The 19,646-nt window shown below is 73.0% G+C and carries 15 protein-coding genes and 2 pseudogenes; 9 read left to right on the forward strand and 8 right to left on the reverse strand.

Annotation, left to right across the window (positions count from 1 at the left end; translation table 11 throughout):
* The first annotated feature begins 330 nt into the window (after positions 1 to 330).
* Positions 331 to 1,632, forward strand: a complete 1,302-nt coding sequence (locus KGD83_RS16965) for an MFS transporter (RefSeq protein WP_212640126.1) — start codon at positions 331 to 333, stop codon at positions 1,630 to 1,632.
* Between the two features lie 70 nt (positions 1,633 to 1,702).
* Here KGD83_RS16965 and KGD83_RS16970 read toward each other — a convergent pair whose 3' ends face one another.
* The 3 genes from KGD83_RS16970 to KGD83_RS16980 are packed head-to-tail and all read right to left on the reverse strand — an operon-like array spanning position 1,703 to position 4,610.
* Entirely contained in the window at positions 1,703 to 2,572 is an 870-nt protein-coding gene (locus KGD83_RS16970; protein WP_212640127.1) for a citryl-CoA lyase, read from the reverse strand.
* Positions 2,569 to 3,819 carry a CaiB/BaiF CoA transferase family protein gene (locus tag KGD83_RS16975; protein ID WP_212640128.1) on the reverse strand — a complete coding sequence of 417 codons (1,251 nt, stop codon included), beginning with the start codon at positions 3,817 to 3,819 and terminating at the stop codon, positions 2,569 to 2,571. The genes KGD83_RS16970 and KGD83_RS16975 overlap by 4 nt, the downstream gene beginning before the upstream one ends.
* The gene (locus KGD83_RS16980; RefSeq protein WP_212640129.1) at positions 3,816 to 4,610 is read right to left on the reverse strand and encodes an IclR family transcriptional regulator; all 795 of its coding nucleotides are present in this window, start codon (positions 4,608 to 4,610) and stop codon (positions 3,816 to 3,818) included. Before KGD83_RS16980 ends, KGD83_RS16975 begins: the two co-directional genes overlap by 4 nt.
* Before the next feature lie 306 nt (positions 4,611 to 4,916).
* Between KGD83_RS16980 and KGD83_RS16985 the strand changes: the two genes are divergently transcribed.
* From KGD83_RS16985 to KGD83_RS16995, 3 genes are read left to right on the forward strand one after another with little or no spacing between them, the layout of a single operon-like run.
* Positions 4,917 to 5,906: a Bug family tripartite tricarboxylate transporter substrate binding protein gene (locus KGD83_RS16985; RefSeq protein ID WP_212640130.1), complete on the forward strand. Its 990-nt coding sequence runs from the start codon at positions 4,917 to 4,919 to the stop codon at positions 5,904 to 5,906.
* Positions 5,903 to 6,514 carry a tripartite tricarboxylate transporter TctB family protein gene (locus KGD83_RS16990; protein WP_212640131.1) on the forward strand — a complete coding sequence of 204 codons (612 nt, stop codon included), beginning with the start codon at positions 5,903 to 5,905 and terminating at the stop codon, positions 6,512 to 6,514. Before KGD83_RS16985 ends, KGD83_RS16990 begins: the two co-directional genes overlap by 4 nt.
* A complete protein-coding gene (locus KGD83_RS16995) occupies positions 6,515 to 8,071 on the forward strand; it encodes a tripartite tricarboxylate transporter permease (protein ID WP_212640132.1) in 1,557 nt (518 codons plus the stop codon).
* Positions 8,072 to 8,194: 123 nt separating this feature from the next.
* Here KGD83_RS16995 and KGD83_RS17000 read toward each other — a convergent pair whose 3' ends face one another.
* Entirely contained in the window at positions 8,195 to 9,772 is a 1,578-nt protein-coding gene (locus KGD83_RS17000) for a sodium:solute symporter (RefSeq protein WP_212640133.1), read from the reverse strand.
* A gap of 4 nt (positions 9,773 to 9,776) precedes the next feature.
* The gene (locus tag KGD83_RS17005; protein ID WP_212640134.1) at positions 9,777 to 11,006 is read right to left on the reverse strand and encodes an anhydro-N-acetylmuramic acid kinase; all 1,230 of its coding nucleotides are present in this window, start codon (positions 11,004 to 11,006) and stop codon (positions 9,777 to 9,779) included.
* A gap of 515 nt (positions 11,007 to 11,521) precedes the next feature.
* Between KGD83_RS17005 and KGD83_RS17010 the strand changes: the two genes are divergently transcribed.
* Together KGD83_RS17010 and KGD83_RS17015 are read left to right on the forward strand one after the other, a co-directional pair.
* On the forward strand, positions 11,522 to 12,247 hold the full coding sequence (locus tag KGD83_RS17010) for a response regulator transcription factor (protein WP_212640135.1): 726 nt from the start codon (positions 11,522 to 11,524) through the stop codon (positions 12,245 to 12,247).
* A complete protein-coding gene (locus KGD83_RS17015; protein ID WP_212640136.1) occupies positions 12,244 to 13,710 on the forward strand; it encodes a sensor histidine kinase in 1,467 nt (488 codons plus the stop codon). Before KGD83_RS17010 ends, KGD83_RS17015 begins: the two co-directional genes overlap by 4 nt.
* A 478-nt stretch (positions 13,711 to 14,188) precedes the next feature.
* On the opposite strand, the gene KGD83_RS17020 is transcribed toward KGD83_RS17015, so the two are convergent.
* Complete coding sequence (locus KGD83_RS17020; RefSeq protein WP_212640137.1) at positions 14,189 to 15,799, reverse strand: CotH kinase family protein; 1,611 nt, start codon at positions 15,797 to 15,799, stop codon at positions 14,189 to 14,191.
* Between the two features lie 110 nt (positions 15,800 to 15,909).
* Between KGD83_RS17020 and KGD83_RS29130 the strand changes: the two are divergent.
* Together KGD83_RS29130 and KGD83_RS29135 are read left to right on the forward strand one after the other, a co-directional pair.
* A pseudogene (locus KGD83_RS29130) lies at positions 15,910 to 15,987 on the forward strand (helix-turn-helix domain-containing protein); the annotation flags it as partial.
* 98 nt (positions 15,988 to 16,085) lie between these two features.
* Positions 16,086 to 16,394: pseudogene (locus KGD83_RS29135) on the forward strand (zinc ribbon domain-containing protein); the annotation flags it as partial.
* Between the two features lie 252 nt (positions 16,395 to 16,646).
* Here KGD83_RS29135 and KGD83_RS17030 read toward each other — a convergent pair.
* Both KGD83_RS17030 and KGD83_RS17035 read right to left on the reverse strand, forming a co-directional pair.
* Complete coding sequence (locus KGD83_RS17030; RefSeq protein ID WP_212640138.1) at positions 16,647 to 17,333, reverse strand: DUF4956 domain-containing protein; 687 nt, start codon at positions 17,331 to 17,333, stop codon at positions 16,647 to 16,649.
* Positions 17,334 to 17,374: 41 nt separating this feature from the next.
* Positions 17,375 to 18,307: a polyphosphate polymerase domain-containing protein gene (locus KGD83_RS17035; protein ID WP_249351909.1), complete on the reverse strand. Its 933-nt coding sequence runs from the start codon at positions 18,305 to 18,307 to the stop codon at positions 17,375 to 17,377.
* Positions 18,308 to 18,583: 276 nt separating this feature from the next.
* Here KGD83_RS17035 and KGD83_RS17040 point away from each other — a divergent pair, with 276 nt between their 5' ends.
* The gene (locus KGD83_RS17040) at positions 18,584 to 19,534 is read left to right on the forward strand and encodes an MSMEG_6728 family protein (RefSeq protein WP_212640139.1); all 951 of its coding nucleotides are present in this window, start codon (positions 18,584 to 18,586) and stop codon (positions 19,532 to 19,534) included.
* The last annotated feature ends 112 nt before the right edge of the window (positions 19,535 to 19,646 follow it).

Below are 19,646 nucleotides of genomic sequence, written 5' to 3' on the forward strand. Positions count from 1 at the left end.
CCGGTCGGACCTCCGCCCGCCCCACAAGAGGCCATTAAAAATAAAAACTCATTCATTTTTATCATTTTTCCTCAATTAATCAGCCCCCGCTTTGTATCTTCGAACAAAAAAGAGGCCCGCCGGGGCCTTTTGCCTTGCCTTTTGTTAAATCGAACTAGGATTAACACCCGGCGCAAGACGTCTTTTCCCAACCCCTTCCGCCGAGCGGAAATTCTGCCTCACTCCGCCATGGAAAAACAGCGGTAGACCGCCCTGAAAAGCAACTTTGGTGGAAATCGTGACAACCTGCGCCGTTGAGTGAACCCCAGGAGCGAACAATGGAACGTGTCCATGGAACCTGACACTCCGCACACCGGCACACACACGAACGGCACAGCACGAGCCCCCGTAAGGGATCGAGCGGTACTGGGTTTCTACTTCTTCGCCATCGGCATGCTCATGGCGGTCTGGGCCTCCCGCATACCCGCAGTGACGGTGCAGACGGGAAGCAGCTCAGGAGAAATGGGGGTCGCCCTGCTGGCCCTGGCCCTGGGAGCCGTGACCGCCATGCTCCTGTCGGGCAGACTGCTGGACCGCTTCGGCCCCACCCGGTTCGTCCCGCTCTCGGCTGCGGCCTCGGGGCTGGCCCTGGTGCTGCCCGGCCACGTGAGCGGACACCGCGAACTGGCGGCGGTGCTGTTCCTGTTCGGCGCGAGCCACGCGCTGCTCAACATATCCGCGAACGCCCAGGCCACACACCTGCAACGCGCGCGGGGGCGCCCGATCATGGCCTCCTTCCACGCTCTGGCCTCACTGGGAGCGTGCTTCGGGGCCGTCATGGGCATGCTCGCGGCCCAGGCCCGGCTCGACGCGCTGACCACGTTCCAGGTGGCCTGCGTCCTGATCGTGGCACCGGCCTGCGGACTGTACCCGGTCCTCACCTCGCTGATGCCGGCGTATCCGCGCGTACCGGGGAGCGGGAAGGGCCCGAAGCGCGGACCCCGGCTCCCCTCCCGTCGGATCGTGCTGCTGGGCGCCCTGGCGATGTCGTGCATGCTCGCCGAAGGAGCGGCGCAGGACTGGAGCGCCCTGTTCACACGCGAGATACTCGGGGGCTCCGAAACGGCGGCGGCCGGGACCTTCGCGGCCTTCACGGTCGCCATGACGGTGGGCAGGCTGGTCGGTGACCGCATGACACGGCTGCTGGGCCCCGTGACTCTGGTGAGGTCCGGGAGCCTGCTGGCCGCGTGCGGCCTGGGGCTGGCCGTGGCAGTACCCCACACGGTGACGGCACCGGCCGGCTTCGCCCTGATGGGGATCGGACTGTCGTGCGTGATGCCCCAGGTGTTCACGGCCGCGGCCGACTACGAACCGGCCAAAGCCGGACGGCACTTGTGCACGGTCTCCGCCTTCGGCTACTGCGGCCCCCTGATCGGTCCGCCGGGCATCGGCGCGCTCGCCGAGCGGGCGGGGCTGTCCTGGGGACTACTGCTGCCCATAGCGCTGATACTGGTGGTGGCCGCCAAGGCGGGCGCACTGCGCCCTCCCACCGCCGAGGACGGCGACGGCCCTCCCGGAGGGACAACCCCTCCGAGGCGGAGCCGACCACACGGTAGGACCGGGGCCGCGGGCCCGGACCGCCCCGCCGGGTGACGCGGAGGAGGGGGCGGGCACCGGGCCGGACGGAAGCACCGGCGCCCGCCGTTCGAGGGGGACCCGCAGTTCAGTCCCGGCCGGGGCCCGCGGAGAGCCGCGGGTCGTCGTCGGCGAGGTGGCGGGTCGCGGGGCCGTCGTAGCCCGCCAGCACAGCCCTGGGCAGGGGCCCCTTGATGCGCGCGCCGCCCTGGTGCTCCTCCCAGGCGTGGGCGAGGATGCCCACGGAGCGGGAGAGGACGAACAGCCCCCGGGCCAGCTCCGAGGGGAAGCCCAACGAGGCGTAGACGACCGCGGTGGCGGCGTCGATGTTCATCGGGACGGGGCGTCCGCGCCCCTTGGCCAGCGCCTCCTCCAGCGCCAGGGCGGCCTCCAGCGGTCCCGCGGGGACGAGCCCCTCCTCGACCGCCTCGCGCACCAGGCCCAGGAGCGGGTCGCGGCGCGGGTCGCGCGGGTGGAAGCGGTGGCCGAAGCCCGGCACGTACGCGCCGCGCCCGCGGTACTCGGCGACCACCTCCTCGGCCACCCGCGCCACCGGGGCTCCCTCGGCGACGCGCCCGGCCATCTCCTCCAGGAGGGCGACGCACTGCTGGCCCGCGCCGCCGTGCACGTCCCCGAGCAGGTTGACGCCGGTGGCGACGGCGTTGTTCAGGCCCACCCCGCAGCTGGCGGCCATCCGGGCGGCGGCGATGGAGGGCGCCTGGGGTCCGTGGTCCACGGCGGAGACCAGTGCGGCCTCCAGCAGGCGGGAGCGGCGCGGGTCGGGCAGCTCGCCGCGCAGCATGAGCCAGACGGTGTCCACGAAGGAGACCCGGCCGATCAGCTCCTGCACCGGGTAGCCGCCCGGTTCGATCTCGCCGGGGGCGATCCGGATCAGCCCGGTCCGCCACCAGCGGCCGATCTCCTCGTGGGTCATGGACGGCGTGTCCGGCGCGCTCATACCGCCTTCTCCTCACGCAGTGCGTCGATCTCCTGGTCGCTGAACCCCGCCTCGCGCAGCACCTGCTCGGTGTGCTCGCCCAGCAGGGGCGGCGCCGTGCGCGGACCCAGGGGCGCGCCGTCCACGCGGACGCCGCTGCCGAGCACGCGCAGCTCGCGGTCCTCCCCGCCGGGGAAGGGCAGCGTGTGCACCAGCCCGCGGTGGGCCACCTGGTCCAGTTCCAACGCCTGGGCCACGGTCAGCACGCGGGCGGCGGGGACCCCGACCCGGGCCAGTTCGCCCTCCCACTCCAGGGCGGGCCGGGCCCGCAGGTGCTCCTCCAGTACCTCGCGCAGGGCCTCGCGGTGGGTCTTGCGGTCCTCGCGCTGGGCGAAGCGCGGGTCGCGCGCCAGTTCGGGCGCGCCCACGACCGCGCACAGCGCCTCGAACTGCTCCTGCTTGTTGGCGGCGATGTTGAGCGCGCCGTCGGCGGTGGCGAAGGTGCCCGAGGGGGCCGCCGTGGCGTTCTCGTTGCCGATGGGAACCGGCTCCGCACCCGCGGACAGGTAGTTGGACACGCCCCAGCCCATGGCGGTGATCGCGGTCTCCAGCATGGACACGTCCACGCTGCTCCCCCGGCCGGTGCGCTCCCTCCTGACCAGGGCGGTGCTGATCGCGAAGGCGGCGGCGAGGCCGCCCAGGACGTCGGCGATGGGGAATCCCGCGCGCAGGGGGCCGGTGCCGGGCGTGCCGGTGGTGCTCATCATCCCCGACAGGCCCTGGATGATCTGGTCGTAGGCCGGGCGTCCGCTCAGGGGGCCGTCGGAGCCGAACCCGGACACCGCGCAGTAGACCAGGCCGGGGTTGATCGCGCTCAGGTCCTTCCAGCCGAAGCCCAGGCGCTCCAGCACGCCCGGCCGGAAGTTCTCCAGCAGCACGTCGGAGCGGCGCACAAGGCGGGTCATGGTCTCCCGGCCGCCGGGGGTCTTCAGGTCCAGGGTCAGGGAGCGCTTCCCCGCGTTCTGGGCCAGGAACGACGCGCCCAGCCCGCGTCCGTTCAGCTCCGCCGAGGCGCCGAGCTGGCGGGCCAGGTCACCGGAGCCGGGGACCTCGACCTTGACCACGTCGGCGCCCATGAGCGCCAGCTGGTAGCCCGCGTAGGGTCCGGCCAGGACGTTGGTCATGTCCAGGACGCGCACCCCCGCCAGCGGCAGGGCCCTCTCCCCGGCCTCGGAGCCGGAGCCTGTGTCGGTGTCGTTGTCGGTCAACGTCTCTCCTGTGTTCCGGGTCCCGCGGTCCCTCCCGAGGGGTCGAGCCCGATGTCGGTGATGCGGCGGGCGGCGTCGACCACCGCCGTGGTGAAGCCCTCCACCGCGGCGTCGGTGAAGCGGGCGGTGGGGCCGCCCACGGCCAGCGCGGCGACCGGAACCCCGCCGGCGGGTCCGTAGACGGGCGCGGCCACGCCGGAGGCGCCCCGCTCGCGCTCGCCGTGGCTGACGGCGAAGCCGCGTGTGCGGGCCAGCTCCACCTCCTCGCGCAGGCGGCCGACGTGCCCGGGGCCGTGGGGGGAGGCGGCGGCCACGCGCAGCAGCAGGGACTCCCCGGCGCCGATGAGCAGCACCTTGCTGGCGCCCCCGCCCCACAGGACCATCTCGTCGCCGACGTTGACGACGTGGCGCAGCCGTTGGGGGCCCTCCTCCTTGGCCACGCACACGCGGGTGGCGTCGGCGCGGACGTAGAGGTTGACGGTCTCGGCGGTGTCGGCGACGAGTTCGCGCATGACGGACCGGACGGCCTCGGGCACCTGCCAGACGGCGTGGGCCAGGCGCGACCAGCGCAGCAGGCTGGGGCCGACACCGACCCGGCCGTCGGGAGCCGTCCACAGCAGGCCGCGCTGCTCCAGGGTCGCGACCAGCCGCAGGACCGTGGTCTTGGCCAGGCCGGTGCGCTCCACCAGTTCCCGTGTGGAGTAGCGCTGGTTCCTCTCGTCGAACAGGTCGAGCAGGTCCAGGGCGCGCGCGACGCTGCGCACGGTGCCGCCGGAGTCGCCGTCAGGCATCCCTCCCCCTTCCGTTTGGTCCACCAGGTGGTTCACAAAGACCGCTAAGTGGAATCGCGCCGTCAGCGTAGCGCAACCCCCCGGCGCACGGCCAGCCCCTCCCCGAAGAGCACTTCCACCGGCGGGAACCGGACTGGCCTGGGCAGAAGGAAAGACCAACACGGGACTGTGCGCCGCAACACACTCGTTAACAAAAGGTTTCGAATCGCCATTGACAGTGATCACGGGGGCTCGCATGATTTCCCAGACCACGAAACGGTCCCGTTGGACCATCTGGTGGACCAACGGGCCGAAAGGGAGTGAAGGATGAACAGACAGCGGATCCTCCGCGCGTCGGGGGCCGTGGCCACCGCGCTCCTGGTGGGCGCCGCCGCGACGAACGCCGCGCTGTCCGACACGAACGCGTCGGAGGCCCGCGCCAGGATCGACATCGTCGTCCCCGCCGACCCCGGCGGCGGCTGGGACCTGGTGGCGCGCGAGGCGCAGCACTCCCTGCGCGTGAACGACATCGTCGACAACACCCAGGTCCTCAACCTCCCCGGCGCGGGAGGGACCATCGGCCTGGCGCAGACGGTGCGCCGCGAGGGCAGCGCCACGACGCTGATGACCACGGGCACCGTCATGATCGGCGGCATCATCGTCAACGACTCGGCCCAGACCCTGGAGGACGTGACACCCATCGCCCGCGTCGCCGACGACTACGAGGTCTTCGTGGTCCCCGCCGACTCCCCGCTGCAGGACATGGGCGACCTCGTCGAGGCCTGGCGGGAGGACCCGGGCGGGGTCGCGGTCGGCGGCGGCTCCCTGGGCGGCACCGACCACCTCCTGGCGGGGCTGGCCGCCCAGTCGCAGGGCGTCGAACCCCAGGCCGTCAACTACATCCCCTTCGCGGGCGGCGCGCAGGCGCTCACCTCGCTGCTCTCGGGCAGCCTCGACGTGGGCGTCTCGGGCTACAACGAGTTCAGCGACCAGGTGGAGGCTGGCAACATCCGCGTCCTGGGGGTCTCGGCCCACGAGCGCGTCGAGGGCATCGACGCCCCCACCCTGCCCGAGCAGGGCGTGGACGCGGTGCTGCCCAACTGGCGCGGGTTCATGGCCCCGCCCGGCATCACCGGGGCCGAGCGGGCGGAGCTCACCGCGATCGTGGAGGAGATGGTGCGCACCGACGAGTGGCGCGACACCCTCCAGCGCAACCGCTGGGACGACACCTTCCAGAGCGGCCCCGAGTTCGAGGAGTTCCTCGCGGCCGAGATCGAACGCATCACCGACGTCACCGAGGACCTGGGACTCTCATGAGCCAGCACAGTACATCCACCGCCCCGGGCGGGCCCGGCGCGCGTCCGCCGGAGGAGCGGCGCACCTGGTGGAGGGGGCGCAGCGAGATCTTCGTCGGCCTGCTCACCATCGGCATCGGCGTGTTCGTGGGCGTGCAGACGCTCACCATGCACGTGCCCGACAACTCGGCCTCCCCCGGCCCCCAGCTCTTCCCCGCGATCGTCGCGGTGCTGATGCTCGTCCTCGGCGCGGCCCTGGTCGTCCAGGTGGCCCTGCGACCCGCGGCGCCCGAACCGGACGGGACCGACCACCCCGGCGGCGACGCGGGCGTGGTCGGCGACCTGGTCGAGGGGCGCGGCCCGGCCGCGGGCGCCCCGGCCGCCCACAGCGACTGGCGCGCCGTGGGCACCGTGCTCGGCTCGGTGGTGCTCTTCGCCCTGCTGTTGCAGCCGGTGGGCTGGCTGCTGTCCGGCGCGCTGCTGTTCTACGGCGTGACCTGGGCCTTCGGCGGCAGGCGCCCGCTGTTCGAGGCCGCCGTCGCGCTGGCCTACTCGTCCGTGGTCCAGCTCGCCTTCGTCGGCGGGCTCGGCCTCAACCTGCCCGCCGGAATCCTGGGAGGGGTGCTGTAAGTGGAGACGCTGAGTCTGCTCGGCGGCGGGTTCGCCGCCGCGCTCTCCCCCGAGAACCTGCTGTGGGCGTTCGTGGGCGTCCTGCTGGGCACCGCCGTGGGCGTGCTGCCCGGCCTGGGCTCGGCCATGGCCGTGGCCCTGCTGCTGCCCGTCACGTTCAAGCTGGACCCCACCGGGGCCTTCATCATGTTCACCGCCGTGTACTACGGCGGCCTGTTCGGCGACTCGACCACGTCGATCCTGATGAACACGCCCGGCAACAGCTCCGCGATCGCCACCGCGATCGAGGGGCACAAGATGGCGCTCAAGGGCCGGGCCTCCCAGGCGCTGGCCACGTCGGCCATCGGCGCGTTCACCGGCGCGGTGGTGGCCACGACGGTGGTGGCCTTCTTCTCGAAGGTGATCATCGACATCGCCCTGCGCTTCGGCCCGGCCGAGTACCTGGCGCTGGCGGTCCTGGCCTTCGTCGCCACCTCGGCGGTGGTGGCCCAGTCCATGGTGCGCGGGCTCATCGCGCTCTCCATCGGCCTGGCCATCGCGATGGTGGGCATCGACGCCCAGAGCGGCGCGGCCCGCTTCACCCTGGGCGTCCCCTCCCTGTTCGAGGGGATCAGCGTGGTCACGGTGACCGTGGGCCTGCTCGCGCTGGGCGAGGTGCTGCACGTGGTCTCGCGCGTGCACCGGGGCGGGGGCGCGGGCGACAAGCTCATCACCGGCACCGGCACCCCCTGGCTGAGCGGGCGGGACCTGCGCCGCGCCGTCCCGGCGTGGATCCGCGGGCTGGGCTTCGGCCTGCCCTTCGGCGCGATCCCGGCGGGCGGCTCGGAGATCCCGACCTTCCTGGCCTACGGCACCGAGCGCAAGCTCTCCCAGCTCCGGGCGCGCCGGGGCAAGCGGCCCGACGAGTTCGGGGACGGCGCGATCGAGGGCGTGGCCGCGCCCGAGTCGGCCGCCAGCGCCACCGCCGGAACCGCGATGGGCGCACTGCTGGGCCTGGGCCTGCCGACCTCGGCCACGGCAGCGATCATGCTGGCCGCCTTCCAGCAGTACGGGATGCAGCCCGGCCCGCTGCTGTTCGAGCGCAACGCCGACCTGGTGTGGGCTCTCCTGGCCAGCCTGTTCGTCGGCAGCGTCATGCTGCTCATCCTCAACCTGCCCTTCGCGCCGCTGTGGGCCAAGCTGCTGCTGATCCCGCGGCGCTACCTGTACGCGGGCATCACCGGTTTCGCGGCGCTGGGCGTGTACGCCGCGTCCTACTCCATCACCGACCTGTGGCTGCTGATCGTCCTGGGGCTGCTCGGGTTCATGATGCGGCGGTACGAGATCCCGGTGGCGCCGGTGCTCATCGCGGTCATCCTCGGTCCGTTGGCCGAGACGGAGCTGCGCCGGGCCCTGGCCATCGGCCAGGGCGACGTGGGGGTGCTCCTGGCGGGGCCGATCACGATCGGGATCTACGCGGTCCTCGTGGCCGCAGTGGCGCTGGTGGCCTTCCTGCGGGTGCGCGCCCGCGCGCGTTCGCGCGAGGCGCGGCGCGAGGAGACCGTCGACGCGGGGTGATTCCGGTGTACGGGGGCCGGTCCGGGGGTTCCCGGACCGGCCCCTGCCGTGTGCGCGGAGGCGGGCGCACCGTCCGCCGGCGCGGCGGGACCTCGGCGCGGGCCGGGGCAGCACCGGGCGGGGTCAGGGCCGCTCCCCCTCGTCCGCCGGGGTGGTCCGGCCCTCCGCGCGGGGCGCCCCGCCGGTCGCGGCGCCGGAGCCCTCGCCGGTTCCGGCGCCGAAGGGCTCCCCGGGCGCCTCCTCGGGTCGGGGCGCGGCGCCGCGGTGGCGCAGCGACAGCAGGTATCCCAGGCCCAGCACGATGGTCGTACCGATGGCGGTGTACCAGGTGAAGCCGACCAGGCCGGGCTGGAAGAGGAACAGCCAGAGCATGGTGGCCACCGCGACCGCGAAGGAGATCACCGCGTCGGGCTGGCGGGCCCCGCGCACCCACAGCCCCAGGAAGAACGCGCCCAGCAGGCCGCCGTAGGTCAGGCTGGCCACGGACAGGCCCAGCTCCACGACCGGGTTGTCGGTGCCGGTGAACATCGCCGCCGCCCCGATGAAGACCAGCCCCCAGCCGAGGGTGAACAGCCTGCCCAGCCTCAGGCCCCGGGCGTCGGTGAGCGTGCGCCTGCTGAACCGCTGGTACAGGTCGGCCATCGTGGAGGAGGACAGCGCCGACAGCGAGGACGACAGGGTGCTCATCGCCGCGGCCAGGATTCCCGCCAGCAGCAGGCCCGACAGGCCGACCGGCAGCCCCTCCACGATGAACGTCGGGAAGAGCTCGTCGGAATTGGCCAGGCCCATATCCTCCACCGAGGCGCCCCCGTAGTAGGCGTACAGCGCCAGGCCCACGGTCAGGAACAGCGCGAACTGGAAGAACACCACGACGGCGCTGCCGATCACCGCCTTCTGCGCGTCGCGCAGGCTGCGGCAGCCCAGCAGCCGCTGCACGATGATCTGGTCGGCGCCGTGGGAGGCGGTGGAGAGCAGGGCCCCGCCCAGGACCGCGGTGACCGTCGCGTAGGGGGCCGAGACCGGGTTCGAGGTGAAGTCGAGGAACTGGGTCTTGCCCGCGTCGGCGGCCACCGCCAGGAAGTTCACGTCGAGGCCGCCCGCGATGACCGCCAGGGCGGCGACGCCGCCGACCGCGTACACCGCCATCTGGAGGACGTCCACCCAGACCACGGCCCGGATGCCGCCGACGAGGGTGTACAGGATCGTCACCACGCCCAGCAGCGCGATGATCGCGAAGTAGGACAGGTCGATCCCGTAGGAGTCCAGGATGATCTTGACGGGGATGGCCGCGGCGAACAGCCGCACCCCGTCCGCGAGCAGCCGGGTGAACAGGAACGCGACCGAGGCCGTGCCCTGCATGCCGCGGCCGAAGCGGATGCCGAGGTAGGCGTAGGCCGTGGTCATCTCGCCCCGGTAGTAGCGGGGCAGCAGCACGAAGGCCACGACCACACGCCCGATCAGGTAGCCGACCGCCACCTGGAGGAACGTGACGTTGCCCAGGTAGGCCACGCCGGGGATGCTGATCACGGTCAGGGCGCTGGTCTCGGTGGCCACCACCGACAGGCACACCGCCCACCAGGGCAGCTGTCGGCTGCCGATGAAGTAGTCCTTGACATCGCGCTGTCGGCCGGAGAGCCTGAGGCCGAGCCAGGCCGATCCCAGCAGGTACACCGCGATGACCACGAGGTCGATTGTCTGCACTGCGCTACTCCGGGTGGTGGGGGGCGGGGTCTCGCCGGTCCCGTGCACCGACGCGCAGGCGCGCGGGGACGGTGGGCGCGGGTTCGGGGAGCCGGAGCGGTGAGGCGCCCGGTGTGAGGCGTCCGGCCACCGGCGCGCGGCGGGCTCCGGTGCAGGAGGGCACGGAACCGGGGAGCCCGTGCCAGGTGAGGAAGCCGATCAGCGCGAACAGGTAGGCCTCCTTGGCGTCGCTGTCCAGCCCCAGGGCGTCGAACGGGGACAGCCGCGCCGGGCGGAGCCGTGCGGCGAGGCGTTCCATGAGGACCGGGTTGCGGGTGCCGCCGCCCGAGGCGAGCACCTCGGCCACGCCGTGGGGGCGCAGCGCGTCGGCGACGGTGGCGGCGGTGAGTTCGACCAGGGTGGCCATCAGGTCGGCGTCGTCGGGTGTGCCGACGGCGCGCAGCGCCGCGTCGAGGTAGCCGGAGCCGAACAGCTCCAGCCCGGTGGTCCTGGGCGGGGGCAGGCGGTAGTAGGACTCGGCGAGCAGGTGCTCCAGCAGGGCTGGGTCGGGGCGGCCGGAGCGGGCCATGGCCCCGTCGACGTCGAAGTCGGCGCGCCCGCCGCTCACCCGGCGCGCGGCGGCGTCGAGCAGGGAGTTGCCGGGGCCGGTGTCGAAGGCCAGCGGCGGCTGCCCCGCCCGCAGGACGGTGACGTTGGCGATGCCGCCGAGGTTGAGGGCGGCGGTGGGTTCGGAGCGCGCGCCGAGCAGGAGGGCGTCGAGCAGGCCGGCCAGCGGCGCGCCCTGTCCGCCGGCGGCCACGTCGGCCGTGCGCAGGTCCGAGACCACGGGCAGGCCGGTGGCCTCGGCGATCCAGGCGGGCTGGCCCAGTTGGAGGGTGCCGTGGACCGCGGCGCGGTCGGCCCGGTGATCGGCGCGGTGATCAGCCCAGTGGAACAGGGTCTGGCCGTGCGAGGCCACCAGGTCGGCCCGGCCCCCGGCGAGTTCGCCGACCGCGCGCAGCGCCGCGTCGGCGAACGCCCGGCCGATGCGGGTGTCGAGCCGGCAGACGGCCTCCACGGTCGTGCGGGCCGGGGGGAGCGCGGCGCGGATCTCCTCCCGCAGGTCGCCCGGGTAGGGCTCGGTGCGGTGCCCGAGCGGGGTCAGGAGGACGAGGTCCCCGTCCAGGGCCAAGCGGGCGGCGGCGACGTCGATGCCGTCGGCCGAGGTTCCCGAGGACAGGCCGATGACGATCACGCGGCGCCCGCCCGGGGTCGGCGGGGCCGGGCGGGCGCGTCAGAGCGGATCGGGGAAGCGAGGGGTGCGGGCCCGGGAGGCGGAGGCGCGGCCCCTGCCGCATGCCCCCCGGGTACGGGGAGCATGGGCCCGGTTCCGGGCGCGAGTTCCCCGGGACCGGCGGCGGCCCCGGGTACAGGAGGTATGGACCCCGCCGCAGGATCGGGCGGTCTGGTGACGGCGGTGCGCGCGGGCGGTCTGGAGGCGGGAAACCCGTATCCGACCGTGGGCGCGGGCGGGGCCTCCGGCCGGGTTGCGCGGACCCGGCCTGCGGGAAACCCGTGGACACCACCCATGCGACCAACCCTCCCGGTCTCGAACGCGTACCAGCGGTATACCGCGCGTCGCGGTGCGTCAACCGTTCCCCGTGACCGGCACGGCGGTGTCTCCCGGTGCCGGAGAGTTCTCACCGAATTCTTGCCCGCGACCCGTAACCTTTCGTGTTCGTACGTCCCACGAACCTTCAGGACTCCCGCATGCCCCACGCGCCCTCCGGCACCGCCGTTCCGGCGGCCCGGGCCCTCATCGTCGAGGACGAGCCCAACATCCTCGAACTGCTCACCGCCTCCCTGGAGCTGAGCGGTTTCGCCACGCGCGGCGCGCCCGACGCGGGGGCCGCCCTGGCAGCGCTGGACGGGTTCACCCCCGACATCGCCGTCCTGGACGTGACCCTGCCCGGCCGCAGCGGCTTGGACCTGGCCGGTGACCTGCGCGGGGTCGTGCCCGGCCTGCCGGTGCTGTTCCTGACCGCGCGCGACACGGTCCGGGACCGGGTGGCGGGCCTGAGGGTCGGCGCCGACGACTACGTCACCAAGCCCTTCAGCCTGGAGGAGGTCGTGCTGCGGCTGAACGCGATCCTGCGCAGGTCGGGCCGCCGCGGCTCCGAGGACGCAGAGCCCCTGCGCTACGCCGACCTGGAGCTGGACGAGGAGGGGCACGAGGTGCGCCGCGCTGGCGCGCCGGTGCGGCTCTCGCCCACCGAGTTCGCGCTCCTGCGCTACCTCATGCTCAACGCGGGCAAGGTCGTCAGCAAGGCGCAGATCCTGGACCGGGTGTGGGGCGGGGAGAGCGACGACATCCGCGTCGTGGAGACCTACGTCAGCTACCTGCGCCGCAAGGTCGACGCGGGCCGCCCCGCGCTGATCCACACCGTGCGCGGCGTGGGATACAGCCTGCGCCTGGCGGCCGGGGGGAACGGGTGAGCGGCCGCAGCGGGCTCCGCTGGCCGCGGGGTCTGGGCGGCCGGATCCCCCTGGCGGTGCTGTGCCTGACCACCGTGTGCCTGGTCGCCTTCGGCGCGGTCGCCACCCTGCTGCTCCAGCACTCGCTGACCGAGGATGTCGACCACCGGCTGCGGACCCTGCCCGCGCCCCGGCACGCGACCGGGCAGATGGACCCGCCCGTCGGGGCCCAGCCGCCCCCGCTGCCGACCGACCTGCGCACGCTGGTCGTCGGCGCCGACGGCGACGTGGTGGACAGCGTGGGCCAGACCGGCTCCGACGACGGCCTGCCGGACGTGTCGGCGGTGACGGCCCAGGAGCTGCGGGCGCGGTCCGGGGAGCCCTTCACGCTGCCCGGAACAGGGGGCGGGGGCGAATGGCGGGTGCTGACCACGGCCCGGGATGACGGCGGGGTCTTCATGACCGCCCAGTCCCTGACGGGGATCGAGGACACGCTCGACCGGCTCGTGCTCATCGAGGCCGTGACGGGGCTGGTGGTGCTGGCGGCCGTGGGGTTCGGCACCGCGGCGATCGTGCGGTTCCAGCTCCGGCCGCTGCGGGAGATCGAGTCCACGGCGCGGGCCATCGCCGGGGGCGACCTGGACCGGCGGATCCCGCCCCAGGACACGGCCACCGAGACGGGTCGGCTGGGCGACTCCCTCAACACGATGCTCGGTGAGCTGACCCGGGCCCTGAGCGAGCGGGACCGTGCGGTCGAGACGACGCGGCGCTTCGTCGCGGACGCCTCCCACGAGCTGCGCACGCCGCTGTCCTCGATCCGCGGGTTCGCCGAGCTGTACCGGCAGGGCAGGGGCCGGGGGCTGGTCGCCGAGGACGCCCGGGCGGACCGGTGGATGTCGCGGATCGAGGACGAGGCCGGGCGGATGGGGAGCATGGTGGACGACCTGCTGACGCTCTCGCGCGTGGACGAGGCGCCGCGGCTGGAGCACTCCGACATGGAACTGGTCGCCATCGCCGAGCGGGTGGTGCTCAGCGCCCGGGCCCGGGCCCCGCGCACGCCCGTGGCGCTGGAGGCCGAGGGGCCCGTGCGGGCGGTGGGCGACGGCGACCGGATCCGCCAGGTGCTGGAGAACCTCGTCGGCAACGCCCTGACCCACACGCCCGAGGGCACGCCGGTGCGGGTGTCGGTGCGCCGGACCCAGGACCCGCCGCCTCCGGGACCGGCCCGTGCGGGCGCGCTGCCGCCGGGGGTGGCGGAGGTGGCGGTCATAGCGGTACGCGACGAGGGGCCCGGCATCCCCGCCGGGGAGCTGCCCCGGGTGTTCGACCGGTTCTACCGGGCGGACGGGCCCCGCGAGCGGGCCGGAGCCGGGCTGGGCCTGGCCATCAGCGCGGCCTTCGTGGCCGCGCACGACGGCTACGTCACCGCTGAGTCGCCGCCGGGCGGGGGCTGCGTCTTCACCGTGGTGCTGCCGCTGGGCTGATCCCGGGACCGCTGCGGCACCGCGGTTTGGCGTCACCGCCGCCGGACATATCGCAGCGATGGGATCAACGAAACACACCTTTCGCCGCGGGAGGCCAGCACATGAGTGCGTTTCGTGAAAAGGAAAAAGTTCCAGAAACGAAACGAAAAAGGCATGTCGACCCGGCTTGCCCTGCATCGGAAGACTTCCCGGAACACCATCCGATCACCGCACACAGCGCCGCACGCACGATGATGACCGGCCGGGAAGGGTCCCGTGCGGCGGCGGGTCCACTAGTTCCCGTCGGACCCGCCACGGCGATGTCGGTCACGGAAGCCGAGATCGAACTGCGCCGCGTACTCGGTCCGGTACCGCACGAACTGCGAGAACGCCCTCGGCCCGGGGTGATCGCCGCCCCGCGCGGGCGGGTCACGGAGTCCTCACGGCACCTTGGCCGAGACCTTTCTCCGGCAGGCACGGGACGCCAGCGGGGCCCGCCTCACCCGGCTTCCTCGGAGACGGCGGCGATCCGCTCGGCGAGCTGCTCGCCCGCGGCGTCGGCCCCCGCGTCGCCGGCGGCCCCCGCCCGGGAGACGGCCGACTCCAGGAGTCCGGTGGCGGTGCCGTTCCCGATCAACTCCTGGTGGAGGTCGGCGTAGGCCTCCTCGTAGAGGCGGTGGAAGCCCTCGTCGGCGAGGAAGCGGTCCTTGAGCGCCCCGCTGCCGCCCATGGACATACCGCCCCCGGCCGCTTCCCCTTCCCCTGGCGCGGGCATCCTCCCGGGAGCCTCCATCCCCTCGGGAGCCTCCATCCCCTCGGGCGGTTCCATCCCCTCCGGCGGTTCCATCCCCTCGCGCGGTTCCATCCCCTCGCGCGGTTCCACCCCCTCGGGGGGCGTGCCGCCGCCGGGGAGCTGCGCTCCCTCCGGCATCGCTCTCCCACCGCCGCCCATGCCGCCCATGCCGCCGAAGGACAGGTTCAGATCCCAGGACAGGACGGTGAACCGCTCCTGGGCGCTGTCGTACCACAGGTAGTAGTTGTTGCCCGGGCCGTCCATGCCGTCGCTGTTGGACATCAGGCTCTGCAGCGCGAGGTAGCGGGCGAAGGACTCGGTGTCCAAGTGCTCGTCCAGCTCGCGGGCGAACTCCTCGTCATCGGACTCGGCCACGAACCGCAGCAGGTCCATCACCGGCTGGAGGTCGTGGGCGCCCTCGCCGTTGATCTGGTTGAAGGCCTCCTCGTATTCGGTGGCGTCCCCGCCCAGGTAGTCGAAGGAGCCCCCCGCGCGGCCCTTGTAGAGCACGCCGTCCCCGTACCCGTCGGCCCAGGCGGCGTCGGGTGCGTCCAGCAGCAGGCGCGGCACCTCCTCGCCGCCGTTGACCGCGAACGAGGTGAACGTGTAGTCCTGCGTGGTCTGCCCGGCCGCCGCCGTCAGCTCCAGGGCCAGGGCCTCGTTGAGCGCGGTGTCGGAGGTCGCCGTCGCCGGGCGCAGGGCGATCTCGGTGTGCCCCTGGTAGGCCCGGCCGGAGACGAACTCCTCGAAGCTGATCAGCCAGGGGAGGTTCTCCGGCTCGTCCTCGGACAGGGTCACCGTGCCCGTCCCGGCCGCTCTCCCCGCGCCCGGGCCGGCCCCCTGTCCACCCCTGGTGTCGGCCGCCGCCCCCGCCCCGGCGTCGCCGCGCAGGCTCCTCAGGGTCGAGTTGCCCTTGAGGCGGAGTCCGACGTCCTCGACGGCGGTGCCGTCGATGGTGACGTCGGCCCGGACGTACTCCTTCTCGCCCTCCTGACGGAAGGTGCTCATCATGTCGGCGTACTCGGTCTCGTCGAAGCTCACCTCGATCGTGTGCTCCCCGCCGTCGAACAGGTCGCCCTCGCCCTCGATGTTCTGGGTGACGGCGTCCGGCGAGACCAACTCGGAGGTGACGTAGGGGCGCACCCGGGCCTCGCCGAAGACCAGGACCAGCGCGAGCAGCGCGGCGCACACGACGGCGGTGCTCCTCCAGTGCTGGCGCAGGCGCACCGGGAGGCGGTGCCGCAGGCGCGCGGGCCCGCGCTGGCGCCGCCCGGCGGCGGTGCCGCCTTCGCCCTCTTCGTCATTGAGGCTGTGCATGTCATCGTTCCTCTCGTAGGACCTCCTCGGCATTCAGTCCGGAGACGGATCCGAGCGGTGTTTTCGGATTCGATGTACACCCATCCGGGAGTTCTGCCACCGTGATGGCCATGCGGAGGGCATACAAGTGCCGGGCATACCCGGACCCCGAACAATCGGCTCAGCTGAGCCGCACGTTCGGATGCCTGCGCCTGGTGTGGAACCGCACCTTGGCAGAGCGCACCCGCGTCTGGCGGGAGAAAGGCAAAAGGACCTCCTGTCGGGACACTGACGCCGCGTTGACCCGATGGAAGAAGACACCGGAACCGGCGTTTTCGGGGCAGGCTTCCTCGGTGCCGTCGCAGCGGACACTCCGGCACCAGCACGCGGCCCTTGTCGGCTCCTTCACCGGACGCAACCGCTGTCCCCGGTTCAAGGCTCGGGGGAAGGCAGAGCGGTACCGGACGCCTCCTTCGGCGAGATACGCCGCCGGTTGGAATACAGGACACAACGCGCGGGTCGCCTTTTGGTGGTGGTCGACCGGTGGTTGGCCTCCGCCAAGACCTGCGGTGAGTGCCACTACGTGCTCGCTGGATTGTCGTTGAGAACCCGGGTGCGGTCGTGTTCGGGCTGCCGTGCCCGCCATGACCGGGAAGCGAACGCGGCGAGGGACATCAGTGCGGCTGGTCGGGTCGCAGTCCGGGGTTCGGCCTTGGACGACGCCTGCGGAGCTGGTGTCGGACGTCAAGGGTCCTCCCTGTCGCAACCGGCGAAGAAACAGGAAACCGGGCCTGTGAGGGTCACCGCCATGGCGGTACCAGGTCGGTGGACCTGGCCGGAACCTTCTGCCTCAAGGCAGGAGGGGAGGTCAGAGGTCCGTCTGGTCGTAGCCGGTCAGGACGGTCGCCTTCTGCCCCGCGTTGATCTCCCGCAGGCGCTGGATGACGTCGCCGGGCTTGACGCCCTTCTTCAGCCGTGCGGTGTAGGCCGTCTCCAGCAGGGAGCCGCCGCGCACGGTCTCGGTGCTGATCAGCTCGTACTCGTCGGTGAAGCGGATGAGCACGTCGTCGATCACGGGTCCGTAGTCGTCGCCGTCCGCGGGGACCTGGACCTTGACCACCTGGCGCTGCACGTTGAGCGCGAACCAGTTGAAGCGGTGCATGAGCAGCACGACCGCGCAGATGACCACGGTGGCGATGACCGCCAGCGTGTAGAAGCGCGTGCCGCAGGCCATGCCCACGCCCATCACCAGGAAGATGAACCCGACGTCGCGGGTCTCCTTGATGGCGTTGCGGAAGCGCACCACCGACAGCGCGCCGACCAGGGCGAAGGCGCGGGCGATGTTGGAGCCCACCACCAGCATGATCAGGGCGATGAGCATGCCCAGGATGATCAGCGTGTGGACGTAGCTCTGCGAGTAGCTGATGTTGCGGTGGGTGGCGCGGTAGGTCCAGGCCACCACGAGGCTGGTGACGAACGCCAGGGTCAGGGACAGGACCACGTCCATGACGCTGAACGTGCCGGACAGGTCGGTGACGCCGAAATCGAGGTTCATGGTGCGGGTGTGCCTTCGTACGGAGCGGGTGGGAACGGGGTTCAGGAACGGGTGCCGGGGGACTCGCCCCCGGCCGCGGGACCGGGCGCAGGCGCACCGGCCACGGGGCCGAGCGGACGCGCCTCGGCCACGACGTCCTCCTCGGGCAGGTGGAAGACCGAGCGCGGGGCCATGCCGTGGGCCTCCACGCTCTGGCAGTACTTGGAGACGCGCTGCACCTGGAGGCCGAAGCGGGCGGCCATGTCGGTGACCCAGTAGGGGGCGCGCTCGTTGGCCTTGACCTCCATGACCGCCAGGTGCGGGCTGATGATGTAGCGGCTCTCGGCCTCGGCGCGCAGGTCGAAGTCGCGGTCGCGCCCGCGCACCCGGTGGTCCAGGGTCACCCGCAGCCCCAGGTCGGAGCCGGTACCCACGTAGGGTTCGCGCCGGTACCCGGTCATCGCGGTCGGGCGCAGGTCCAGGCGGTGCACGAGGTCGAGGACCTCGTCCACGAAGGCCTGGTCGGCGCCGGGGTGCTCCACGCGCACGCGCCGGTCGCACAGGTCGCGGGCCAGGTGGTAGGGCAGCAGGACCCGGCGCTTCTGGGTGACGCGGTTGACGCGCTGCTTGATCTCGACGGAGACGGGGGTGTCCTCGGCGGCCGGACCGACCTCGCCGTAGCGGCGGACGCGCAGCTTGCGGCGGAACCTCAGGCCCTCGATCTTCTCGTAGTAGAAGCGCAGCCGGTCGGTGTCGTAGTACAGGCTCCACACGCCGTAGCCGTCGGGCCCGGCGTTGCGGTCGGCCCGCATGCGCGCGGTGAGTTCGGCGCGCACGTCCCGGGCCTGGTCGGCGGGGACGAGGTACTTGAGTTCGTAGCGGTTGAAGGCGTGGAGCCTGCTCGGCGCCCTCAGCCGGTCCCCGGCGGCGGTGCCGGTCGGGGTACCGGCCGGTGCGGCCTCCGCGGCGTTCCCGGCGAGGCGTAGTGCTACCACGGTGCCTCCTTCACTGATGGTGGTGACGACGGGAAGGACACAACCCGACGACCCTGCGAAGAGGCGGAGAACTTCCTGAGAGGTTCCTGAGAGCCGGGGCGGCGTCCCCTGGTGGGCGCGTGGTCGCGGGTGAAGGTGAGAGGTGGGTGAGAACGCGGTTCGGGCACCGCCCGGGGAGGAGCGGACCGGCGCCGGGGGTAGTACCGGCGGCGGGCGGGTAGCGGACCGCACGAGGGGCCTGAACGGTGAGAACGCCGCGGGCCGGACGGGGGGACGATGCAGACCTTCCTGCCCCACCCCGGGTTCGCCGAGTGCGCGCGGGCGCTGGACGACCGCCGGCTGGGCAAGCAGCGGGTGGAGACCATGCAGGTGCTGCGGGCCCTGGTGTGGCCCGAGTACGGGTGGAAGCGCCACCCGGCCGTGGCGATGTGGCGCGGCTTCGTACCCGCGCTGGTGGGTTACGGGGTGGCGGTGTGCCGCGAGTGGCGCCGCCGCGGGTACGCCGACTCGGTGCTGCCCTCGCTGCTGGCCTTCGCCGGGGGCCGCGCCCCCGAGGAGGAGGAGCTGTGGGAGCGCGACATGCTCCCGCCGTGGCTGGGCGACGACGCGCTGCACCTGTCGCACCGCTCGGCCCTGGTGTACAAGGACCCGGCGCACTACGCGCCGCTGTTCCCCGGCACGCCCGGCGGCCTGCCCTACGTCTGGCCCCGGCCGGTCTTCCCCCGGTGGCCGCTGCGGCGCGGTACCTCCGCGGCGACGCCGGTGGAGGAGGCGGCGGAACTGCTGGAGGCGGTCGCGCTCCCGGAGGGGCAGGTCGCCGCCCTGGGGCGGCTGGTCGAGGGCCGCAGCGCGTCGCTGCGGCCCACCGGACCCGGCGACACCCTGCCCGGCCTGCTGGCCGGGCTGTGCACGCCCGGCGAGACGCTGTGGCTGGTGCCCGGACTGCCGCCGCCCCGGCCGCGGGGAGGCGGCGCCGACCCGGGCCCCTCGGAGGCGGTGGGGCGGACCAGCCGATCGACCGCGCGGCAGCCCGGGCCCGAGGACGAGGCGGCGATGCGCGAGGAGGCCGGGGAACCCGAGTTCCGGTTCCGCCGGGTCGCTCCCGGGGAGGGAGCCGAGGCTCCCGTGCCGACCGGGGCCGGGCTGGTCGTCCTCGACGGCGCCGGACTGGCCGAGCCGCGCTCGGCCCCGCTGGTGCTGCGCCTGCTGCCCGCGGTGGAGGCCTAGCGCCGATCCCCGGGGCGGCGCCCGACCCCGCGGCGCTTGGGGCACAGTGGTCCCGGGCAGGTGACCGCGACAGCGACGCGGTCCCCGCGTCACCGACAGCGCACACGGAAGG

Source organism: Nocardiopsis akebiae (genome assembly GCF_018316795.1).
GTDB lineage: Bacteria > Actinomycetota > Actinomycetes > Streptosporangiales > Streptosporangiaceae > Nocardiopsis > Nocardiopsis dassonvillei.

Bases quoted from the DNA above. Each gene is read 5' to 3' on its own strand.
- KGD83_RS17010 (WP_212640135.1), top strand. From the start codon at position 11,522: ATGCCCCACGCGCCCTCCGGCACCGCCGTTCCGGCGGCCCGGGCCCTC.
- KGD83_RS16980 (WP_212640129.1), bottom strand. From the start codon at position 4,610: ATGCCTGACGGCGACTCCGGCGGCACCGTGCGCAGCGTCGCGCGCGCC.
- KGD83_RS16985 (WP_212640130.1), top strand. From the start codon at position 4,917: ATGAACAGACAGCGGATCCTCCGCGCGTCGGGGGCCGTGGCCACCGCG.
- KGD83_RS16990 (WP_212640131.1), top strand. From the start codon at position 5,903: ATGAGCCAGCACAGTACATCCACCGCCCCGGGCGGGCCCGGCGCGCGT.
- KGD83_RS16970 (WP_212640127.1), bottom strand. From the start codon at position 2,572: ATGAGCGCGCCGGACACGCCGTCCATGACCCACGAGGAGATCGGCCGC.
- KGD83_RS17020 (WP_212640137.1), bottom strand. From the start codon at position 15,799: ATGCACAGCCTCAATGACGAAGAGGGCGAAGGCGGCACCGCCGCCGGG.
- KGD83_RS17030 (WP_212640138.1), bottom strand. From the start codon at position 17,333: ATGAACCTCGATTTCGGCGTCACCGACCTGTCCGGCACGTTCAGCGTC.
- KGD83_RS17040 (WP_212640139.1), top strand. From the start codon at position 18,584: ATGCAGACCTTCCTGCCCCACCCCGGGTTCGCCGAGTGCGCGCGGGCG.
- KGD83_RS16965 (WP_212640126.1), top strand. From the start codon at position 331: ATGGAACCTGACACTCCGCACACCGGCACACACACGAACGGCACAGCA.